The 21,029-nt window shown below is 55.5% G+C and carries 17 protein-coding genes; 13 read left to right on the top strand and 4 right to left on the bottom strand.

Annotation, left to right across the window (positions count from 1 at the left end; genetic code table 11):
* Positions 1-561: 561 nt before the first annotated feature.
* Positions 562-1,374 (bottom strand): DeoR/GlpR family DNA-binding transcription regulator, encoded by an 813-nt coding sequence (locus IAI47_RS11155; RefSeq protein ID WP_008926167.1) that lies wholly within the window; start codon positions 1,372-1,374, stop codon positions 562-564.
* A gap of 352 nt (positions 1,375-1,726) precedes the next feature.
* Between IAI47_RS11155 and IAI47_RS11150 the strand changes: the two genes are divergently transcribed.
* From IAI47_RS11150 to IAI47_RS11120, 7 genes are all read left to right on the top strand, one after another.
* Entirely contained in the window at positions 1,727-2,524 is a 798-nt protein-coding gene (locus IAI47_RS11150; protein WP_003848378.1) for a GolD/DthD family dehydrogenase, read from the top strand.
* Positions 2,525-2,579: 55 nt separating this feature from the next.
* Positions 2,580-3,515: a D-ribose ABC transporter substrate-binding protein gene (locus IAI47_RS11145; RefSeq protein WP_003848377.1), complete on the top strand. Its 936-nt coding sequence runs from the start codon at positions 2,580-2,582 to the stop codon at positions 3,513-3,515.
* A 45-nt stretch (positions 3,516-3,560) separates the two neighbouring features.
* Positions 3,561-4,172, top strand: a complete 612-nt coding sequence (locus IAI47_RS11140; protein WP_003848375.1) for a DUF2291 family protein — start codon at positions 3,561-3,563, stop codon at positions 4,170-4,172.
* Between the two features lie 10 nt (positions 4,173-4,182).
* Entirely contained in the window at positions 4,183-5,715 is a 1,533-nt protein-coding gene (locus IAI47_RS11135) for a sugar ABC transporter ATP-binding protein (protein ID WP_003848372.1), read from the top strand.
* A 152-nt stretch (positions 5,716-5,867) separates the two neighbouring features.
* The gene (locus IAI47_RS11130) at positions 5,868-6,935 is read left to right on the top strand and encodes an ABC transporter permease (protein WP_008926168.1); all 1,068 of its coding nucleotides are present in this window, start codon (positions 5,868-5,870) and stop codon (positions 6,933-6,935) included.
* A gap of 11 nt (positions 6,936-6,946) precedes the next feature.
* On the top strand, positions 6,947-7,744 hold the full coding sequence (locus tag IAI47_RS11125) for an SDR family oxidoreductase (protein ID WP_003848368.1): 798 nt from the start codon (positions 6,947-6,949) through the stop codon (positions 7,742-7,744).
* Between the two features lie 174 nt (positions 7,745-7,918).
* Entirely contained in the window at positions 7,919-9,352 is a 1,434-nt protein-coding gene (locus tag IAI47_RS11120) for a YchO/YchP family invasin (protein WP_181405298.1), read from the top strand.
* A 69-nt stretch (positions 9,353-9,421) separates the two neighbouring features.
* Here IAI47_RS11120 and IAI47_RS11115 read toward each other — a convergent pair whose 3' ends face one another.
* Positions 9,422-9,622 carry a hypothetical protein gene (locus tag IAI47_RS11115; RefSeq protein WP_223296454.1) on the bottom strand — a complete coding sequence of 67 codons (201 nt, stop codon included), beginning with the start codon at positions 9,620-9,622 and terminating at the stop codon, positions 9,422-9,424.
* A gap of 91 nt (positions 9,623-9,713) precedes the next feature.
* Positions 9,714-10,208, bottom strand: coding sequence for a MarR family winged helix-turn-helix transcriptional regulator (locus IAI47_RS11110; protein ID WP_033743259.1), 495 nt, complete (start codon positions 10,206-10,208; stop codon positions 9,714-9,716).
* Between the two features lie 890 nt (positions 10,209-11,098).
* Here IAI47_RS11110 and IAI47_RS11105 point away from each other — a divergent pair.
* The gene (locus IAI47_RS11105) at positions 11,099-12,655 is read left to right on the top strand and encodes a bifunctional diguanylate cyclase/phosphodiesterase (protein WP_187961127.1); all 1,557 of its coding nucleotides are present in this window, start codon (positions 11,099-11,101) and stop codon (positions 12,653-12,655) included.
* Between the two features lie 76 nt (positions 12,656-12,731).
* On the opposite strand, the gene IAI47_RS11100 is transcribed toward IAI47_RS11105, so the two are convergent.
* Positions 12,732-13,805 carry a porin gene (locus IAI47_RS11100; RefSeq protein ID WP_008926170.1) on the bottom strand — a complete coding sequence of 358 codons (1,074 nt, stop codon included), beginning with the start codon at positions 13,803-13,805 and terminating at the stop codon, positions 12,732-12,734.
* Positions 13,806-14,731: 926 nt separating this feature from the next.
* On the opposite strand from IAI47_RS11100, the gene IAI47_RS11095 reads away from it, so the two are divergent.
* Genes IAI47_RS11095 through astE form a run of 5 tightly spaced genes read left to right on the top strand, consistent with a single transcriptional unit; the run spans position 14,732 to position 20,817 of the window.
* A complete protein-coding gene (locus IAI47_RS11095; RefSeq protein WP_003848361.1) occupies positions 14,732-15,952 on the top strand; it encodes an aspartate aminotransferase family protein in 1,221 nt (406 codons plus the stop codon).
* Positions 15,949-16,980: an arginine N-succinyltransferase gene (gene astA / locus IAI47_RS11090; RefSeq protein WP_008926171.1), complete on the top strand. Its 1,032-nt coding sequence runs from the start codon at positions 15,949-15,951 to the stop codon at positions 16,978-16,980. Before IAI47_RS11095 ends, astA begins: the two co-directional genes overlap by 4 nt.
* A complete protein-coding gene (astD, locus tag IAI47_RS11085; protein WP_008926172.1) occupies positions 16,977-18,446 on the top strand; it encodes a succinylglutamate-semialdehyde dehydrogenase in 1,470 nt (489 codons plus the stop codon). The genes astA and astD overlap by 4 nt, the downstream gene beginning before the upstream one ends.
* Positions 18,443-19,771 (top strand): N-succinylarginine dihydrolase, encoded by a 1,329-nt coding sequence (gene astB / locus IAI47_RS11080; protein WP_008926173.1) that lies wholly within the window; start codon positions 18,443-18,445, stop codon positions 19,769-19,771. Before astD ends, astB begins: the two co-directional genes overlap by 4 nt.
* Positions 19,772-19,821: 50 nt before the next feature.
* Positions 19,822-20,817: a succinylglutamate desuccinylase gene (gene astE / locus IAI47_RS11075; protein ID WP_003848357.1), complete on the top strand. Its 996-nt coding sequence runs from the start codon at positions 19,822-19,824 to the stop codon at positions 20,815-20,817.
* The last annotated feature ends 212 nt before the right edge of the window (positions 20,818-21,029 follow it).

Raw genomic sequence — 21,029 nt, 5'->3', positions numbered from 1 at the left:
GGATTGGGCTCGCCCTTCCTGGCTCGCACACTTTGCTCTTCAGGCAGGCCTTACCTGCACTGTTGGCGATGGTGCGGCGTTTTGCTGGAGCAGGTCTGCGAGTATGCTGGATTGTTCGGGTGAGCAGGCTGGGAGGGTTTGGTGAGCCGGTGCGTCGTGCAGGAAAGGCCTGCCTGATCGCAAAGGGATCCCGCATCCCTGCGGATTGGGCTCGCCCTCCCTGGCTCGCACACGTTGCTCTTCAGGCAGGCCTTACCTGCACTGCTGGCGATGGTGCGGGGTTTTGCTGATGCAGGTCTGCGAGTATGCGGGATTGTTTGGGTGAGCCGGTGCGGCGTGCAGGAAAGGCCTGCCTGATCGCAAAGGGATCCCGCATCCCTGCGGATTGGGCTCGCCTTCCCTGGCTCGCACACGTTGCTCTTCAGGCAGGCCTTACCTGCACTGTTGGTGATGGTGCGGGGTTTTTAGTGGCTAACTGAAATGTCCGCGCTTACCTGTGCCTCACATTTTCGGGTCTCACCGCTCTGGAATCACTCACTTTAGCGGGGTACGAATTTTAAATTACATCGCCCGCTTCAGCGGCAGTGGGGCCACCAGCACTTTTACGCCCAGAGCTTCAAACGCTTTGACCTGCGCGGAGCTGATGCCGCTGTCGGTGATCAGGTAGTGGATGTTGCTCCAGTCACAGGGGAGCGCGAACATGGATACCTTGTCGATTTTGCTGGAGTCCGCCACCACATACACTGTGCTGGCGGATTTGATCATCGCCAGTTTTACTTTGATATCCGTTTCACTGGGGAAACTCAGGCCCAGACGCGGCGAGATGCAGGCGGTCGCCAGGAAGAGTTTTTCAGCCAGCACGTTTTCAAAAAAGCTGGCCGCTTTCTCGCCTGAGGTGGAGAGCGTCGGAAATTTAAAGGTGCCGCCGGTCAGCAGGATATTGATCCCCGGCTCGCCACCCAGTTTCAGGGCGATATTGACTGCCGTGGTCACCACTGACAGACGGCGGATGTGGCTGATGGCGTCAGTAATCGCGGTGGTCGTGGTACCGGAATCGAAAATCACCGTGTCGCCATTTTCGATATGCTGCGCCGCCAGCCGGCCAATTGCCTCTTTCTCTTCCAGATGGGTCTGCCGCTCCAGCAGCATCGCCCCGGTATTCTGCTTGCCCGTCATCAGCGTTGCGCCACCGTGGTAGCGCTGCACAAAGCCCTGTTTCTGCAGCATGCGCAGGTCGCTGCGTAATGTGGCTTCGGTCAGGCCAAAGGTCTCCGTCAGTGCTTTGACCGTGACCGTGCCATCCTCACGGATCATCTCCAGAATTTTCTCGCGGCGTTGCTGCATGTCAGCGAACTGCTCACTTTTGCTTTTCAATCGAAATGCTCCCTTTTCCAATAACCTGAGAGGTCGGGCAAACAAAGTCTCTGTGGCTGAGTTTAACGCGCCATTTTTATGAATGCGAGATAGCCAGATAGGTCATTGGTTTTCGAACGAAAATTAGCAATCCGCATGTTATTGAATCTCTCAGGCTTTCCCGATTGCAGCAGTGCGGCTTTATTTCGTGACTGGAAGCCAGATCACGTCTTTTCAATCAGATAAGCGGCTTTGAGAGGCAGATGGTCGAAATTTGATCTGCTCCACACATCATTTCTTTTCGATAGCATATATTTTTGTTCGAAAATGAATGAATCAACCGCATCAGCAAAAATCTGAGGGGAAGAGTGGGATGAGTGGCGAATATGACGTAAACCTGCGCTACGGCGTAGATACCGCAATGAATCTGGCTGACAAAGTGGCGGTAGTGACCGGTGGTCTGGGCGGTATCGCCATGGCGACGAATGGCATGTTGCTGGAGAAGGGTGCGCGTCTGGCTCTGCTCTATCCGCCGTTTGAAGCGGAGAAGGTTGCCAGTCTGCAGGCGGAGTTTGCGGCCGATCGGGTGCAGTTTGTCTGCTGTGATGTCACCGATCCCGCATCGGTGGAAGAGGCGTTTGACGCGGTCGTTTCACATTATGGCCGCATCGATATCCTGGTGAACTGCGCGGGCTACGTGATGCTGCAACCCGTGATTGAAACCGATTTTGCCGAGTGGCAGAAGCAGATCGCGGTGAATCTTACCGGGCCTTTTCTCTGCTCGCAGGCAGCTGCAAAGCTGATGATCCGTGCCGGTGCGGGCGGCAAAATTATTAATATCGCCTCTCAGGCGGCGTCCATCGCTATCGATAACCATGTCGCCTACACCTCCGCCAAAGCAGGTCTGCTGGGCATGACCAAAGTGATGGCCAAAGAGTTTGCGCCGCATCGCATCAACGTGAACACCCTGTCGCCCACCGTGGTGCTGACGCCTATGGGCGAGAAAGCCTGGCGCGGCGAAAAGGGCGAGCAGATGAAAAAACTGATTCCGCTGGGCCGCTTTGCCTATACCGATGAAATTGCCGCCGCCGTTCTGTTCTTCGCCAGTAACGGCAGCGACATGATTACCGGTGCCGATTTAATGATCGATGGTGGATTCACTATCTGGTAATGCCAGCCCAACATCCGGGACTTCATACCCTGCCATAACGATAAGAGAGAACATCATGAAAAAACGTACCCTGCTTTGCACTGCCGTGGCTGCCTGTCTGGTTTCGCAGGCGGCGTTTGCCGCCGAAAAAGGCACCATTATGATTCTGGTTAACTCACTCGATAATCCCTACTACGCCTCCGAAGCCAAAGGCGCCAATCTCAAAGCGCAGGAACTGGGTTACAAGACCACGGTGCTGTCGCATGGCGAAGATGTGAAGAAGCAGAGCGAACTGATTGATGCCGCTATCGGTAAGAAAGTGCAGGGTATCGTACTGGATAACGCCGACTCCACCGCCAGCGTGGCGGCAATTAAAAAGGCCAAAGATGCCGGCATTCCGGTGGTTTTAATCAACCGTGAAATCCCGGTCGATGACGTGGCACTGGCGCAGATTACCCACAATAACTTCCAGGCAGGTTCCGATGTGGCCAACGTCTTTGTTGAGAAGATGGGCGAAAAGGGCAAATACGCCGAGCTGGCCTGCAACCTGGCCGACAATAACTGCGTCACCCGTTCAAAGTCATTCCATCAGGTACTGGATCAATATCCTGATATGCAGAGCGTGGCGCGTCAGGATGCGAAGGGCACGCTGATCGACGGTAAGCGCATTATGGACAGTATTCTGCAGGCGCATCCGGATGTAAAAGGGGTGATCTGCGGCAACGGGCCGGTTGCGCTGGGCGCGATCGCTGCGCTCAAGGCGGCCGGTCGCAACGATGTGATTGTGGTGGGCATTGATGGCAGTAACGATGAACGCGATGCAGTGAAAGCGGGCACGCTGAAAGCCACCGTGATGTTGCAGGCCCAGGCGATTGCCGCCGAAGGTGTCACCGATCTCGATAATTTCATTCAGAAGGGCGTGAAGCCGGAAAAACAGCGTGTGATGTTCCGCGGCATTCTGATTACCCCGGAAAATGCCAAAAACGTCCAGGACTTCAACTACAAGTCGTAACTAAACGCTGCCGCGCCTGCGTAAGCGGGCGCCAGGGAGAAGAAGATGTCCCGAAGAGTCTGGCTGACGCTGGTGGTCTTACTGTTAAGCGGCTGCAAAATTGTGTCGCAGCAGGAGCTGGCTGACCTGAAAAATCCACCCAATCCAAAAATGGCTAACATCGACCAGCTGTGGCAGCAAAAACTGGTGCCGCAGGTCCAGGCAGAGGCGAAACCGCTGGCGACACTGATGAAGTCGCTGCAGTCTGCCAAAGACTTTGACAGCGCCTGTCAGACTTATGGCTATCGCAGTCAGGCTGAGAATCCCTGTGTCTTTAGCGTCTCGGTTCGCGGTGAGGTGACCGCGGTAAACACAACGTCGCGCAGCGGAAAAATGACGGTGAAAGACGAATCAGGTGACAGTGTCACTATTCAGACCGGGCCGATTATTCGCGGGACCGCGTTGCGCGATGCCTATAAAGGTGCGAGCTATCAGGACTTTAATGACCAGGTGCTGTTTGGTGACTACGGTAAGGCGATCAACCAGCACGCTTCCACCCTGATGCAGCAGTTCGCGCCGAAAGTGGGCGATAAAGTGAGTGTTTCCGGTGTGTTCAGTAGCTGGGATATTCCGCAGCAGTTGCCGGATATCACCCCGGCTGCGATTACCCGGCAATAAGGAGCGGCAGATGCAAAACCCTCAACCGCAACCGTCCGGCGACGTGATTATCGAAACGCGCAATGTGTCGCGCCTCTATCCCGGTGTGACTGCGCTCGATCAGGTCAGCTATCGGGTTTACCGCAACAAAGTGAATGTCCTGATTGGTGAGAACGGGGCCGGTAAGTCCACCATGATGAAGATGCTGGCGGGAGTGGAAACACCGTCGTCGGGTGAGATTTTGCTGGATGGCAAAGTGGTTTCACTCAATTCCACACATCAGGCGGAAAAACAGGGTATCAGCATCATTTTTCAGGAGCTAAACCTGTTTCCGAACATGAACGTAATGGACAACATTTTTATCGCCAATGAGTTTTTCCAGCGCGGTGTAATCAATGAAAAGTATCAATACGCGCTGGCGAAGTCGCTGCTTGACCGGCTGCAACTGGATGTCGATCCCTACGCGCCGCTGGGCGAGCTGGGCATTGGTCATCAGCAGCTGGTAGAGATCGCCCGCGCGCTGTCGAAGGATACCCGGGTGCTGATCATGGATGAGCCGACCAGCGCCCTGAGCCAGTCGGAAGTCAAAGTGCTGTTCAGCGTCATCGACCAGCTGAAGCGGCGCGGCGTCACCATCATCTACATCTCTCACCGGCTGGAAGAGCTGATGGAGATTGGCGACCACATCACCATTTTCCGCGATGGCCGCTTCATCAGTGAGCGTGAGGTGCGCGACGCCAGCGTGCCCTGGATCATCGCGCAGATGGTGGGTGATAAGAAAAAACAGTTCGACTATCAGCCTGCGCCACAAGGGGAAACGGTGCTGGAGGTCGAGGGTCTGACCGCGCTGCATCAGAACGGCGGCTACAAGCTGAATGAGGTCAGTTTTACCCTGCGCAAAGGCGAGGTGATTGGCATTTATGGACTGCTGGGGGCCGGACGTACTGAGTTGTTCAAGGGGCTGATTGGCCTGATGTCCTGTCAGTCGGGCCGGGTTCGGCTGGCCGGTAAAGATCTGGCGAAACGCAGTTTTCAGCAGCGGCTGAAAAGTGGCATCGCGCTGGTGCCTGAAGATCGCAAGGGCGAAGGGGTCATTGAACTGATGTCGGTGACGGCCAACATGACGCTTTCTGACTTCAGCCTGCGCGGTTTTCGCCGGGCGCTGGGGCTGCTGAATCCGGGCCGGGAGCATCAGCGGGTGAATGAGATGATCGGCCATCTGGCGATCAAAGTCAGCGATCCTGATCTGCCGGTGACGGCGCTGAGCGGCGGGAATCAGCAGAAGGTGGTGCTGGGGAAAGCGCTGATGACCGGACCGCAGGTGGTGTTACTCGATGAGCCAACGCGCGGCATTGATGTGGGCGCTAAAACCGACGTCTATCACCTGATTGGCAACCTGGCGCAACAGGGGCTGGCCGTGATGTTCTCATCGTCCGAACTGGATGAGGTCATGGCGCTGGCAGACCGCATTTTAGTGATGGCCGATGGCAGGATCACGGCCGATCTGCCGCGCGCAGCGGCGACGCGGGAACATCTGATCGCGGCATCAACCCCGCAGGATTAAGCGCCTTATTTTATTTGTCAGTCTGAAGCGGGGCAGTGCTCACCATCCTCACGTACTGCGTGTACGTTTCGGTTGTTATGCGCTGTCCCTGTCCCGACTGCCTGCAACGATTACGCGTACTGGAACAGGCTCTAAGCTGGCCGGAGAATGTCATGAACCAAAAATATCTGCTTTATATGTATTTGCTTAAAGCGCGCACTTTTATTGCATTGCTGATAGTGGTCGGCTTTTTCAGCGTGATGGTGCCAAACTTTCTGACGCCCTCCAACCTGTTGATCATGACGCAGCACGTGGCGATTACCGGACTGCTGGCGATTGGTATGACGCTGGTGATCCTCACCGGCGGTATCGACCTTTCGGTGGGCGCGGTCGCGGGGATTTGCGGCATGGTGGCGGGTGCGCTGCTGACCAATGGCATTCCGTTGTGGGGCGGCAATACGCTATTTCTCAACGTGCCTGAAGTCATTCTGGTGGTGGCCATCTTTGGCGTGCTGGTGGGGCTGATTAACGGCACGGTGATCACCCGTCTGGGCGTGGCGCCCTTTATCTGCACCCTGGGAATGATGTATGTGGCGCGCGGTGCAGCGTTGCTGTTCAACGACGGCGGCACCTACGCCAACCTGATAGGGCTGCCCGCACTGGGCAACACCGGTTTTGCGCTGCTTGGCTCCGGCACTGTACTGGGTGTTTATCTGCCTATCTGGCTGATGCTCGGCTTTTTACTGCTCGGCCTCTACCTGACACGCAAAACCCCGCTGGGTCGTTATATCTATGCCATCGGCGGCAATGAGTCCGCCGCACGTCTGGCGGGCGTACCGATTATCAAAGTAAAAGTCTTCGTCTACGCCTTTTCTGGCCTTTGCGCCGGTCTGGTCGGGCTGGTAGTGGCCTCGCAATTACAGACCGCACATCCGATGACCGGCAATATGTTTGAGATGGACGCCATTGGTGCCACGGTACTCGGCGGTACGGCGCTGGCAGGCGGCCGTGGGCGGGTTTCCGGCTCGATTATTGGCGCGTTTGTTATCGTCTTTCTGGCGGATGGCATGGTGATGATGGGCGTCAGCGATTTCTGGCAGATGGTCATTAAAGGCCTGGTGATTGTGACTGCGGTGGTGATCGACCAGTTCCAGCAACGTCTGCAAAGCAAAGTGGTGCTGCTGCGTCGCCATGATAAAAAGCAGCAGGCAGCGCCTCTCACTGATGTCCGTCACACATAACAGGAGCAATTATGAGCCGCGAACAACGTGGAAAAACAGTGGTGATTACCGGTGCCTGTCGCGGCATTGGTGCCGGGATTGCGGCGCGTTTCGCCCGCGACGGGGCCAGGCTGGTGATGGTGTCAAATGCTGACCGGGTCTTCACGACCGCCGACCAGATTCAGCAGCAATACGGCAGTGAGATTCTGGCGCTGCAGGTCGATGTCACGGATGAAGCGGCGGTGCAGCAGCTCTATCAGCAGGCATCTGAGCGCTTTGGTCAGATTGACGTCTCAATACAGAATGCGGGTGTGATCACCATCGACCGCTTTGACACCATGCCGAAGAGCGACTTTGAACGGATTCTGGCGGTTAATACGACCGGCGTCTGGCTCTGTTGTCGTGAAGCGGCAAAATATATGGTGCAGCAACGCAGCGGCAGCCTGATCAACACGTCATCCGGGCAGGGACGGCAGGGCTTTATCTACACGCCGCACTATGCCGCCAGCAAAATGGGCGTGATTGGCATTACCCAGAGTCTGGCGCTGGAGCTGGCGCCGTGGAATATCACCGTCAACGCTTTCTGTCCCGGCATCATCGAAAGTGAGATGTGGGATTACAACGATCGTGTCTGGGGTGAGATCCTCAGCAGCGAGGAGAAAACCTACGGCAAAGGTGAGCTGATGGCGGAGTGGGTTAAAAACATTCCGCTGAAGCGCGCCGGTCAGCCGGAAGACGTGGCGGGACTGGTGGCCTTTCTTGCCTCGGACGATGCGCGCTATATCACCGGGCAGACCATTAACGTGGATGGCGGGTTAATCTTCTCCTGACAGAGGCTTTTCTGCGTTGGGCCTGCGTTAAATGCAGGCCTTATTGAGTGCGGATTTTTCTGTTATATGCACAATTTGCCGCTGCTGTCCTGCATCACCGTCACAATATGTTAAGGTAAGTGCTAATGATTTGTCTTTAATTACAGCAACGAACTGATCAATGTGCCGGGTGACATGATACGGAAAACAGGAGTTCTCTCTTTGATTGCGCTGTCGCTGACTGCGACGCAGAGTGCTCGCGCTTTCCAGACTGAAACAGCGGTGTCCGAAACGCCCTTCGATGATCCGGCGCGCTACAGTGAATCGCTGCCGACGCTGGGCGGTGCCAGCGATCAGGATGAAGAGTGGAGCAAAAAGCTGGCGGCCGTGGCCAAAAGTATCGGTGAAGCCAGTAACAACAGCGACAGCAATGTCACGTTTGGTCAACAGGCGGGTGTCTGGGCGTTCAATCATCTGCGGGATGAAGTGGCGGGCCGGGTTGAGAGCGAAGGGCAGTCACTGCTTTCCCCATACGGCAACGCGCAGCTGGACCTGAAAGTCGATATGAACGGGAACTTCGCGGGCACCGGTGGCGATCTCTTTAGCGCCCTGTCCGATGAGAACAGCCTGCTCACCTTCAGCCAGCTTGGCCTGCACGATACCGATGATGGTCTGGTTGGCAACGCGGGGCTGGGACAACGCTGGGACGCGGGTGACTGGCTGCTGGGCTATAACGGTTTTATTGATCGCACCTTCAGCAGCGGCCTGCAACGTGCATCGGTGGGCACAGAGGCGTGGAGCGATTCGATGCGCTTTTCTGCCAACTACTATCAGCCGCTTTCCGGCTGGAAAAACCTGAATGATTCACAGCAGCAGCGCATGGCGCGCGGCTATGACATCACCAGCCAGAGCTATCTGCCTTTTTATCGCCAACTGGGTGTCTCGGTGAGCTATCAGCAATATCTGGGTGAGAATGTCGATCTGTTTAATAGCGGCAACCGTTATCACAACCCCTCCGCCATGTCGTTTGGCCTCTCCTACACGCCGGTGCCGCTGGTCACCTTTTCAGCCACTCACAAAGCCAGTAGCGCTGGTGAAAGCCAGGATCAGCTGGGGCTTAAACTCAATTATCGCTTCGGCGTGGCGCTGAGCCGTCAGCTTGATGCCGGTAATGTCGCAGAGGCGCGCTCCCTGCGCGGCAGCCGTTATGATACCGTGACCCGCAGTGATACGCCGGTGCTCTCATTCCGTCAGCGCAAAACGCTCTCCGTATTTCTGGCAACGCCGCCATGGCAACTGAGCAGTGGCGAGAGTCTGCCGCTGAAGCTGCAGGTGCGGGCCAGCAATGACATCAGGGCGGTAAGCTGGCAGGGTGATACGCAGGCGCTGAGCCTGACGCCACCGGCCAATAATGCCGATCCGCAGGGCTGGAGTGTCATCTTACCGCAATGGGATCCCTCACCAGAGGCCAGCAATGAATACCGCCTGTCGGTAACCCTTGAGGACAGCAAGCAGCAGCGTGTGACCTCTAACTGGATTACCTTAAAAGTTGAGCCGCCCATGGGCCTGGACACGGCTCCGCAGAACGATCGCTATGATTTGATGGCGCCTGCTGGTGCAGCACTTTAGCGGGTAAGTTCTGCTAAAAGAGAGGAAGGAGGGCGGTCTGGAACGCCGTCAGGCAGAGTGATCTGATGATCAGTTAACCAGTTTTGTCACAACGCGAACGGCTTTAGCGTAAATTTCTCTCTGGCCGTTGAACGATCGCGCCTGTTGAGATTGCAGAAATGCGATGATTTCCAGTACACCCGCAGTCTGGCCTGACTTCAGCAGGCTTGATACAGCATGGCCGACAACGGCATGGACATCATCCATATCCCCCGGTTTATCGCTACTCAAAAGAAACTCCAGCGGTAACTGGTTGGCTGAATTGCGCATAACGAAATACGCTGATTATTTAACATGTTCATTCGTTTATCAAAAGCCCCTTTCATGGCAGAGCCCTGAGCAATTTTTCGCGCAGCATGGCGACCTGGGTTGTCAGCAGGCCGAGCTCACTACAGTCAGTATCCATTACCGACACCATATCCGCCGGGACGCCAGCCGCGTCGATTTTAAGCTGGTGGCCCTGTTCTGTCAGAGAGATGAACACCCGGCGCTCATCGTTACCGGTGTCACGCTGGCGGCAGAGGATGCCCGCACCTTCCAGCCGCTTCAGAAGCTGGCTAAGCGTGCCGGAATCGAGCCGAACGCGGGCACCAATCTCAGAGACGGTCAGGCCATCTTTTTCCCACAACACCAGCAGCACAAGATATTGCGGATAAGTGAGTCCCAGCGGTTTTAGCCGGGATTGATAGAGCTTTGTCATGGCAAGTGAGGCGGAATAGAGCGCAAAGCAGAGAAACTGATCAATGGTTTCAGGCGCTGCGCTGGCGGGAGGCGTTTCAGAGTTCCCCGCGATTTCGTCATTCATACTTTTACTCATTCTGAGTCGGGGGAGATAAAGCCCGATGACGGGCAGTTTGCCAGCCTTGAATTCTCGCTAAGTGTCTCAGGAGAAATGGCTTGTTGCAGCCTCTCTTTGCTGGTGTCAGACATCAGATGTTCAGGCGCTATCGCGACGGAGGGAGCAGGCTACAGTGCACGTCTGACTGAAAGAAAGCACAGTATTGAGTCAAACTAAATTGAAGTCAATATAACCGGATGTACCTTCCGGCTTACCTCGCGCTTATTGATGTAATACAGAGTAAATCGACTGCAAAATTTAAGCACTTTGGCGGGCTGACAGGAGCACATTGCCCGTGTAATCGACCTTCGGTGTCAGCCTTTCCGGGAATCGGGTGTGCTTTTAACGCGTCAGGGCGCGGCGTCCAGCTGCTGGCGATTTTATTATTTCCGTTAAGGACCACTGCGCACGAGTGTCCAGAGAAATGAGAGGTTTTCCGTCCCTCTGTCTCATGCGTTCACCCTGTTGTAATAGCGTGGATAGAAATAAGAGGCCAATAGATTGATAAACCTGTTTTTATCGTCTAATGCCAGGGCTTGCTTTCCTCAGAGAACCCGCAGGCTGTTCATACTGCTTAAGCGGTTAAAGCCGTCCGTGTTCACAAATATAACTGGACTGGCCTGTTAATTTTGCCCGCGCTGCCGATAGAACACTCAGCAGGATTGATGACGGAACCGACATGTTCGGGGCTCCGCCGATCGTTTGTCTTGCTGCCGTAAGGCTGAGAACGGGCGAATGCTATGTCCAGACATAGCGGAGGCGGGCTTATTGCAGACGGCTTAACTGACAGGGTATGAGAAGTACGCCCCGGTTTTTTTACTGATCATTAAAACAAAACTCTGATACTTGCCATCACCGGGAACTAACGCATGCGCCTGAAACTTTTCTGGCTCGCAATGCTGAATATTGCGACCATTATTTTACTCTCCACACTGTGGGAGTTTGGGCTTGAAGCGCGGATTTGCCGCCTGCTTGGCCTGGGCTACGATACAAGTTTTGAAATCAGCGAGCGATTGCGGTTTATTCTCACCTCCTCCTCGTTTGCCGTGCTGGCGATGGTTGTTCCTGCGCTGCTTATCGCGGGGCTGATTCGCAAAACCCGAAGGGCGGAAAAAAACGCACTCAGGCTAGCCGGAACCGATGAGCTGACCGGTGTTATGAACCGCCGATCCTTCAATGCACACATTGCTTCGCTTAAAGCATGCGGGGCGGCCTACACTCTGACTCTGCTGAACGTTAATCACTTCAAGAGTATCAATGATCTGAATGGCCATCGTCAGGGTGACGCGACCCTGATCGCACTGGCTGATCTGCTGACCGCTTCGGCAGGCAGCACGAGCAAGGTGTTTCGTGTGGGCGGGGATGAATTCGCCATTGTTGCCGAAGATTCACAGGCTGAGCAGGCGCAGACTTTCGCCGAAAGTTTATGCGAACAGGCAGCATCGATACGGACAGGGCCGCACACCTTTCTGAGCCTCTCAGCAGGCATTGCAAGTTCCGCCTGTACGGGGCAGGCTGATGTCATGCGGGCGGCCGACCTGGCGTTATATGAAGCGAAGCAGGATAAGTGCTCTCATCTGGCACGATTCTCCCCGGACATGGAGCTGCGCTTTCGCCAGCGTGAATGGCTGGAGCAGGAGGTGGTGGCCGCCGTCAGCGGTCACGCCATCGTTCCCTTTCTCCAGCCGCTGGTCTCTTTGCGCACCGGAAACATTACCGGTTTTGAGATACTGGCACGCTGGATCACTGCGTCAGGCCAGACGGTTTCACCCACAGAGTTTCTGCCGGTGGTGGAGCGACTGGGGCTTATGGACAGTATGACCGTGGCGCTTCTGCAGGATGCGGTCAGTGCCACCCGTGCATGGCCCGCCGGGCTCTGCCTGTCGCTGAACATCACTCCGGAACAGCTGCTGAGACCGTCACTCACCAGCTGTCTGTCTCGCATTATGCAGCATGCCGGACCGGTAATGCTGGAACTCGAAATCACCGAACAAAATGTTATGGCCATTTCCGATGATGCCCGCGAGGCGATTCGTCAGCTGAAAGAGACAGGTATCGGCGTGGTACTGGATGATTTTGGCACCGGCTATTCCAACCTGTCGGTATTGCTGGGGCTGGGTATTACCAAAATCAAAATTGATCAGTCATTTATCGCCGGCATCGTGACCGGATCGGAGCAGCGGAAAGTCGTTGAAACGCTACTGGCGCTCTGTCAGGGGTTGAATGTGGTGATCACGGCAGAGGGGATAGAAGATGTCGCCACGCTGAGATGGCTGAGAAAACGCGGCTGTGATTACGGTCAGGGCTATCTTTTCACTCGTCCGGTGCCTGCCGGACAGGCAACCACGCTGCTGGCGTCTGCCAATGTGGAAGAACTGATGCAGGAAGCGACGGTAGCCGTCAGCTTAGTCAGGGCACTGGGTTAACGCCGCGTGACGGTGTCTGAAGTGTGGCGTGAGACAATAAACGGGCCTGGCGTGAAGTGCCAGGCCCATAATGACATCAGAACTGGTAAATCAGACCCAGCGCGGTAATGTCGTCGGTTGCCAGACCCAGCGGATTGTTATCTTTCAGCAGGTTAATGCGGTATTCACCATAAACCGACATGTTCTTGTTGAAGTAGTAAGTCGCACCCACTGCGGTGTATTTAATGATGTCGGCATCGCCGATATTCTCAATGTCCTTGCCCTTTGATGAGACGTAACCCAGGGATGGACGGAAACCGTTCAGGAACTGGTACTGCGCCACAGCTTCAAAATTCTGCGCTTTGTTAGCGAAGCCGCCGCTAATTGGGGTGGCATTCAGGGTCTCACCGTACATGGCGGCCAGATAAACCTGGTTCGCATCATATTTGACCGACGTCGCCCAGTGCTGGGCTTTCTCGCCTTCACCACGTGCGGCTCTGTTTTGCGCGGTCGTGCGATCAAGACTGGCAAACGCGCCAGCGAAGCTCAGACCGAAATCAAAGTCATAAGACGCGGACAGGGCGAAACCATCACCGTTGGAGCGACGTACGCCATCGATATTATTGCTGCGGTCGTTTTTGCCCTGATACTGCGCTGCAAGGTTTAATCCGTCTACCAGACCAAAGAAATCACTATTACGCCAGGTGAGCACGCCGGTTGAGCGGCCAGAGAGGAAGGCATCGGTATAACCGGAGTCGCCGCCGAAGAATGGCAGCATATCCGTATAGCTCAACACGTCATACACCAGGCCATAGTTGCGGCCATAATCCAGCGATCCCGCCTGGCCAAACTTCAGGCCTGCATAACCCAGACGGGTACGGTTGGTCGCCTGCGCATCACTGCCTTCGGAGTTGTGAAGGCTGTACTGATACTGCCAGAAACCATAGCCAGTGAGTTGATCAGTAATCTTTGTCTCACCTTTAAAACCAAAGCGGGCATAAGAGGAGGTATCACCGTTGTTATTATTATCATCTGAAAAAAGGTGAGATACGTTAATCTTGCCGACCAGATCCAGCTTATTGCCATCCTTGTTATAAACTTCTGCGGCCTGTGCGGAGGAGAGACCGATCAGTAACGGCATAACAACCGCCAGTGAAGTGCGCTTCATCATTTAATTATTATCCTGTCTTCATTAATTATTATTCCCCTGATGCGGGGCGAAAAGAAAATGACACAAAAAGATAAATTTACAAAGTGGAATATAAGTAACAAAATGTGATTTAGATATTCCGCAGGCAGGAAAGCGATAGAGAAGGAGATTAACTGAAAAGATAATAAGATTTTCTTCTTATATAAAATTATGGGTAATTTTAACTTAATCCTTTATAATCATGGGTTTGATTTGTTCCAGGGTGACATTAACAAATCCCGTCTGTTCATTTTTAAATCAACGCGTTCAATGCATTAATTATGAGTAACAGGTGTAGAAGAATAAAATTGTAATGTTTTCATTCTAACCATTAGCGTGCATATTAATATCTGAACATATTTTAATGAATAATATTTTTATTCCATATAATCACGCCAGAAATAATCTTTCCAGTCACTGATCAAATTATCGTCTGGTTGCTGATTAATTAATCAGGTTCAGATGCACGGATCTCTGCGTCAGTCGCGATAAATGAAATTATTTTGTTAAATCTAAACGATCAGCGTCTTTTGGAAGGATGACTCATCGATCCCGCGCTGCACCAGTGTGAGGCAAACCGCGCTAAAACAGGGCGCCGGCGGGGGTTTTCTGGAGAGATAATTTATCAGCGATCACAAAAGCGATATTTCATCCCGTGAATGCATAATTCCGCTGTTTAAAACCCGGCTATGCCGCTGCAATCAGACAATTATTCACTATATATGCAAATTAAGTGAATATTGATTGGTTGTAAGTTATTGATATTACGTTGTGAAGACCATTTTATGCATTAATTCTCTGGCTGGCACGTTAACTGCACTCTACAGTAGGGCAGCATTACAACATCTTTTAACAATTTTAAAACATAAGCTTTACCCAGCCGGTAAAGTCACGCAGGAGAATGGGTTATGGCACTGCACGTTTCACGTCACGATTTCGATCAATGGATGATGCCGGTTTATGCACCTGCGACCTTTATACCGGTTCGCGCGGAAGGCTCCACCGTCTGGGATCAAAACGGCAAGGATTATATCGACTTTGCTGGTGGCATTGCCGTCAATGCGTTAGGACATGCGCATCCGGCTTTACAACAGGCGTTGCAGGACCAGGCCGCACGGTTATGGCACACCGGGAATGGCTACACCAACGAACCGATCCTGCGGCTGGCGAAACAGTTAATTGACGCCACTTTTGCTGACCGTGTGTTCTTCTGTAACTCCGGCGCGGAAGCGAACGAAGCAGCCCTGAAACTGGCGCGTAAAGTGGCGCATGACCGGGTCGGGCCGCATAAAAGTGGTATCGTGGCGTTCAAAAATGCGTTTCACGGACGCACCCTGTTTACTGTGTCAGCCGGAGGGCAGCCCGCTTACTCAAAAGATTTTGCACCGCTGCCGCCAGAGATTCAGCATGCGCCATTTAACGATCTGGCCGCTGCGGCTGAACTGATTAATGACCACACCTGCGCGGTGATTGTTGAACCGATTCAGGGTGAGGGCGGCGTGTTGCCTGCCGATCCGGCGTTTCTGCGCGGACTGCGTGAACTTTGTGATAAGCATCAGGCCGTGCTGATTTTTGATGAGGTGCAGAGCGGCGTTGGCCGCACCGGCTCGCTTTACGCCTACATGCATTATGGTGTCACGCCGGATGTACTCACCAGCGCTAAAGCGCTGGGCGGCGGCTTCCCGATTGGTGCGATGCTGACCCGCGAAGATCTCGCAATGGTGATGGGCGTTGGCACCCACGGCACCACTTATGGCGGCAATCCGCTGGCGGGTGCGGTGGCCGGTAAAGTGATGGAGCTGATCAATCAGCCTGAGATGATGACCGGTGTCACACAACGTCACGCGTGGATTGTTGCGGCACTGGATGAGATCAACCAGCGTCTGCATCTGTTTAAAGAAGTGCGCGGTCTGGGGCTGCTGATTGGTGCCGTACTGAGCGACAACTTTGCCGGTAAAGCCAAAGAGATCAACCTGGCCGCCGCTGAGATGGGCGTGATGGTGCTGATTGCCGGTGCCAACGTGGTGCGTTTTGCCCCGGCACTGAATATCAGTGAGCAGGAAGTGAAGCTGGGCATGGCTCGCTTTGCCGAGGTGTGTGAGCGTCTGGTCCGAGGGTCCGCATCATGATGGTAATCCGTCCCGTTGAACGCGATGACTTAAGTCAGCTGATGGCACTGGCCGGCAAAACCGGTGGCGGGCTGACCTCGCTGCCCGTCGATAGCGCAACGTTACAGGCGCGTATTGATCGATCGCTGCAGACCTGGGAGGGTACGCTGCCCCGCGCTGAACAGGGCTATGTCTTTGTGCTGGCGGACAGCGAAGATAACCGCGCCGTCGGCATCTGTGCCATTGAAGTGGCTGTCGGCCTGCAGGAGCCCTGGTATAACTTTCGTGTCGGCACGCAGGTGCATGCCTCAAAAGAACTGAATGTCTATGCCGCGCTGCCAACCCTGTCACTGAGTAACGATCACACTGGCAGCAGTGAACTCTGCACGCTATTTCTCGATCCCGATTACCGTGACGGCAAAAATGGCTACCTGTTGTCGAAATCCCGCTTCCTCTTTATGGCTAATTTCCGTGAGCACTTCACGAATCGGGTTGTAGCTGAGATGCGTGGCGTCAGCGATGAGCAGGGGCATTCGCCATTCTGGGAGAGCGTGGGCAGCCGCTTCTTCTCAATGGAATTCAGCAAAGCCGATTTCCTCAGCGGCACCGGCCAGAAATCCTTTATTGCTGAGCTGATGCCGAAGCATCCGCTCTATATTGATTACCTGACGCCAGAGGCGCAGGCGGTCATCGGACAGGTGCATCCACAAACGGCACCTGCCCGTGCCGTGCTGGAGGCGGAGGGCTTCCGCTACCTTAACTATGTCGACATTTTTGATGGCGGCCCGACGCTGGAGTGCGATATCGACCACATCCGCGCCGTGCGTAAAAGTCGTCTGCGCAGCGCTGAACGGGGTGAAAATCCGGCGGATGCGCCACTCTGTCTGGTTGCTAATAACAATTACCGCCAGTTCCGTGTGGTGCTGATCCCGGCCCATGCCGACAGCGACAGCGTGCAACTGACGGATGAACAGATGCGGGCGCTCCACTGTCAGCCGGGCGACAGCCTGCGCGTAGTGACGCTCTGCAAAGAGGAGAAAACAGCATGACGCACCTGATAAAGGGAGAATGGGTAGACGGTGACGCGGAGGTCCTGACGAAAGCGGATCCGGTCAGCGGCGAGACGTTATGGCAGGGCAAGGCGGCATCAGTCGCACAGGTCACGGCAGCCTGTGACGCGGCGCGCGCTGCCTTTCCGGGCTGGGCCAGACGCCCGCTGGCGGAACGGCAGGCGATTATTGAGAAATTTGCGGCCGGGCTTGAGGTTCACAAAACAGACCTGGCAGAAACCATTGCCCGTGAAACCGGCAAGCCACGCTGGGAAGCACTGACCGAAGTCGGTGCGATGATCAACAAAATCGGCTTTTCGGTGAAGGCGTACCATAGCCGCACCGGTGAGCAGCATGAGGGCGAAAGCTCGCTGCGCCATCGTCCGCACGGCGTGCTGGCGGTATTTGGCCCTTACAACTTCCCCGGCCATCTGCCAAACGGTCATATTGTTCCGGCGCTGCTGGCGGGCAACTGCGTGGTCTTTAAACCCAGTGAACTGACGCCGCTGACCGCCGAAAAAACGGTTGAGATCTGGCTGGCTGCGGGTTTGCCTGCAGGTGTACTGGCGCTGTTGCAGGGTGGTCGGGAGACCGGTCAGGCGCTGGCAACCTGCAGCCAGATCGATGGCCTGCTGTTTACCGGCAGCGCCCATACCGGCTATCAGCTGCATCGCCAGTTTGCCGGTCAGCCTGAGAAGATGCTGGCGCTGGAAATGGGCGGGAACAACGCCCTGATAGTGGAAGATCCGGCTGACCTGGATGCCGCCGTCAATATTACCGTGCAGTCAGCCTTTATTACTGCGGGTCAGCGCTGCACCTGCGCCCGGCGTCTGCTGGTTAAACGTGGTGATGCGGGCGATGCCTTTCTGCAGCGGCTGACAGAGGTGGCGGGGCGACTGCAGCCGGCCGCCTGGAATGCTGAACCGCAACCCTTTATGGGAAGCGTGATCTCTACCGGCGCGGCAGAGAAGATTATAGGTGAGTGGCAACGGCGGGTTGATGCGGGTGGCGAGGTGCTGCTGGCGATGCGCTGGCCGGATCGTCACAGTGCCATTCTTACACCGGGCATTATCGATTTAACTGGTGTGCAGGGCATCCCGGATGAAGAGGTCTTTGGTCCGCTGCTCGGCGTAATCCGCTATGACACCTTTGACGAGGCGATAGCGCTGGCGAACCAGACCCGTTACGGCCTGTCGTGCGGATTGATATCGCCTTCACGTCAGCAGTTCGATCAGCTGCTGCTGGAAGCCCGTGCCGGTATCGTCAACTGGAACAAACCGCTGACCGGCGCAGCCAGCACCGCGCCATTTGGTGGCATCGGCGCTTCGGGCAACCATCGCGCCAGTGCCTGGTATGCGGCGGATTACTGTGCCTGGCCAATGGCCTCACTGGAGACGCCGGACCTGACGCTGCCCGCCACATTGTCGCCGGGACTCGATTTCTCCGCGCCGGAGAAGCGCTCATGAAGGCAACCGAAGCCAACTTTGATGGGCTGGTAGGATTAACGCACCACTATGCCGGGCTCTCTTTTGGGAACGAAGCCTCGACCCGCAACCAGCTGCAGCCGTCGAATCCCCGTCTGGCGGCAAAGCAGGGGTTGCTGAAGATGAAAGCGCTGGCTGATATGGGCTACGTGCAGGGCGTGATCCCGCCGCACGAGCGACCCAACATTGCGGTGCTGCGTCAGCTCGGCTTTAGCGGCAGTGATGAGCAGGTGCTGACGTCAGCCGGTAAAACCGCGCCGGGATTACTCTCCGCCGCCAGCTCCGCGTCGGCGATGTGGGTCGCCAATGCCGCTACGGTTTCGCCGTCCGCAGACAGTCTGGATGACCGGGTTCACCTGACGGTGGCGAACCTGAACAACAAGTTTCATCGGGCGATAGAAGCGCCAGAAACCGCCTGGCTGCTGCGTTCCATCTTCCGCGACGATCGCCATTTTGCCGTGCACGATGCGCTGCCGCAGGTGGCGATGTTTGGTGATGAAGGGGCGGCTAACCACAACCGTCTCGGCGGTGCCTATGGCGAGCGCGGCGTGCAGCTGTTTGTGTATGGCCGCGACAGCAGCCACGAAGGCAAAGCGCCGCAGCGCTATCCGGCGCGGCAAACCCGTGAGGCCAGCGAGGCGATTGCCCGCCTTCATCAGCTCTCACCCGAAAGCGTACTGTTCGCCCAACAGAATCCTGCGGTGATCGATCAGGGCGTATTTCATAATGATGTGATTGCGGTCAGTAACCAGCAGATGCTGTTCTGTCATCAGCACGCCTTTGTTGATCAGCCTGAACTGCTCGCGCAACTTCGGGCGCGCATCCCCGGCTTTGTCGCTCTGGAAGTGCCGGCAGACCGTGTCTCGGTGAAAGATGCGGTAGAGACTTATCTGTTTAACAGCCAGCTGCTGAGCCGTCCCGACGGCACGATGATGCTGGTATTGCCGGAAGAGTCACGCCAGCATCCGGGTGTGTGGCGCTACCTGTGTGAACAGGTCGAGGCGGATACACCACTGAAAGCTCTGAAGGTGTTTGATCTGCGCGAAAGCATGTATAACGGAGGGGGGCCTGCCTGCCTGCGTTTGCGGGTCGTGCTGACGCCAGAGGAGCAGCAGGCAGTGAATCCGGCGGTGCTGATGAACGATAACCTCTTCAGCACACTGAATAGCTGGGTTGACCGTCATTACCGCGATCGCCTGACCCAGGCCGATCTGGTCGACCCACAGTTGCTGCGTGAGGGACATGACGCGCTGGATGAACTGACGAAGCTGCTAGACTTAGGAAATGTTTACGCATTTCAGCAGTGAAGCAGGAGGCAGCACAGTCTGCCGTCTGCTCAGGGCGCAAAGGAGGAATGATGCAGGACTTTTTACAGCAAACGCTTTCCGGCGAGGTGCCGCGTAAGCGTAGTGGTGAAACGGCGCATCTTCGCTGGCAGTGGTTGTATCACGGCATACTGTTGATGGAGCCGACGGTGCCGGTTAAACAGGCGCTGGTGCTCTCTGCCGGGATCCACGGCAATGAAACGGCCCCGGTAGAAATCGTAAACCAGCTGGTTAACCCGCTGCTGCGAGGCGAAAAGCCGTTACAGCAGCGCATGCTGGTCATTCTGGGTAATCCCTCAGCGCTACGCGCCGGTAAGCGCTATGTGCGTTATGACATCAACCGGCTATTTGGCGGACGCTGGCAGCAGATTGATGATGGTGATGAGGCCCGCCGCGTGTTGCGGCTGGAGCAGGCGCTGGAAACCTTCTGGCAGTTGGGTGAGTGCGATGAGACGCGCTGGCACCTCGACATGCACACCGCCATTCGCGGCTCTTATCACCCTCAGTTCGGGGTGATGCCGCATAACGAGCGTCCCTGGCCGCCTGCATTTTTGGACTGGCTGGCCGCTGCCGGGCTGGAAGCGCTGGTGTTTCATCGCTCGCCAGGCGGTACCTTCACGCATTTCAGCTGCGAGCACTTCGGTGCGGCCAGCTGCACGCTTGAACTGGGCAAGGCGCTGCCGTTTGGCGAGAACGATCTCAGCCAGTTCAGCGCGGCGCAGCAGGCGCTGGCTTCTCTGCTCTATGGCGAAGCGATGCCTGTCGCGAGGGTGAAACCGCGTCACTATCGGGTTGCGCAGCAGATCACCCGACTGAGTGAGCACTTTACGCTGCATATGTCGCCGGAAACGCTGAACTTTACCGCGTTTCCTCAAGGGACGTTGCTGGCGGAAGATGGTAATACGCGCTATTACGTGCAGCAGGCGCGGGAATATGTGCTGTTCCCCAATCCCAACGTGGCCGCCGGGCTGCGTGCCGGACTGATGCTGATTGAAGAGGGTGAACAGACTCAGGCGCTGCCGGTGTGATAACCGTTCTTACTGTTGCAGTTCATCGGCGCTAAAAAAATCGACAGGAAAGCGGGAGATCGCCTTCCGCTTTCCAGTCGTAACCATTACACTCCTCCATGATTTCTGCCAAATTCGCTTTAAATTCATAAACTTTTTCAATTCCTCACGCCTTTCTTCTTATTCTCTTCATGATTGCCCGTTTTTTATCTTTTATGCTTTCACGGCTTTAC

Origin of the sequence: Pantoea sp. MT58 (assembly GCF_014495885.1) — a bacterium.
Lineage (GTDB): Bacteria > Pseudomonadota > Gammaproteobacteria > Enterobacterales > Enterobacteriaceae > Pantoea > Pantoea eucalypti.
The sequence above is the reverse complement of the archived record's forward strand: the minus strand, read 5'-3'. Positions and strand labels throughout refer to the sequence as shown.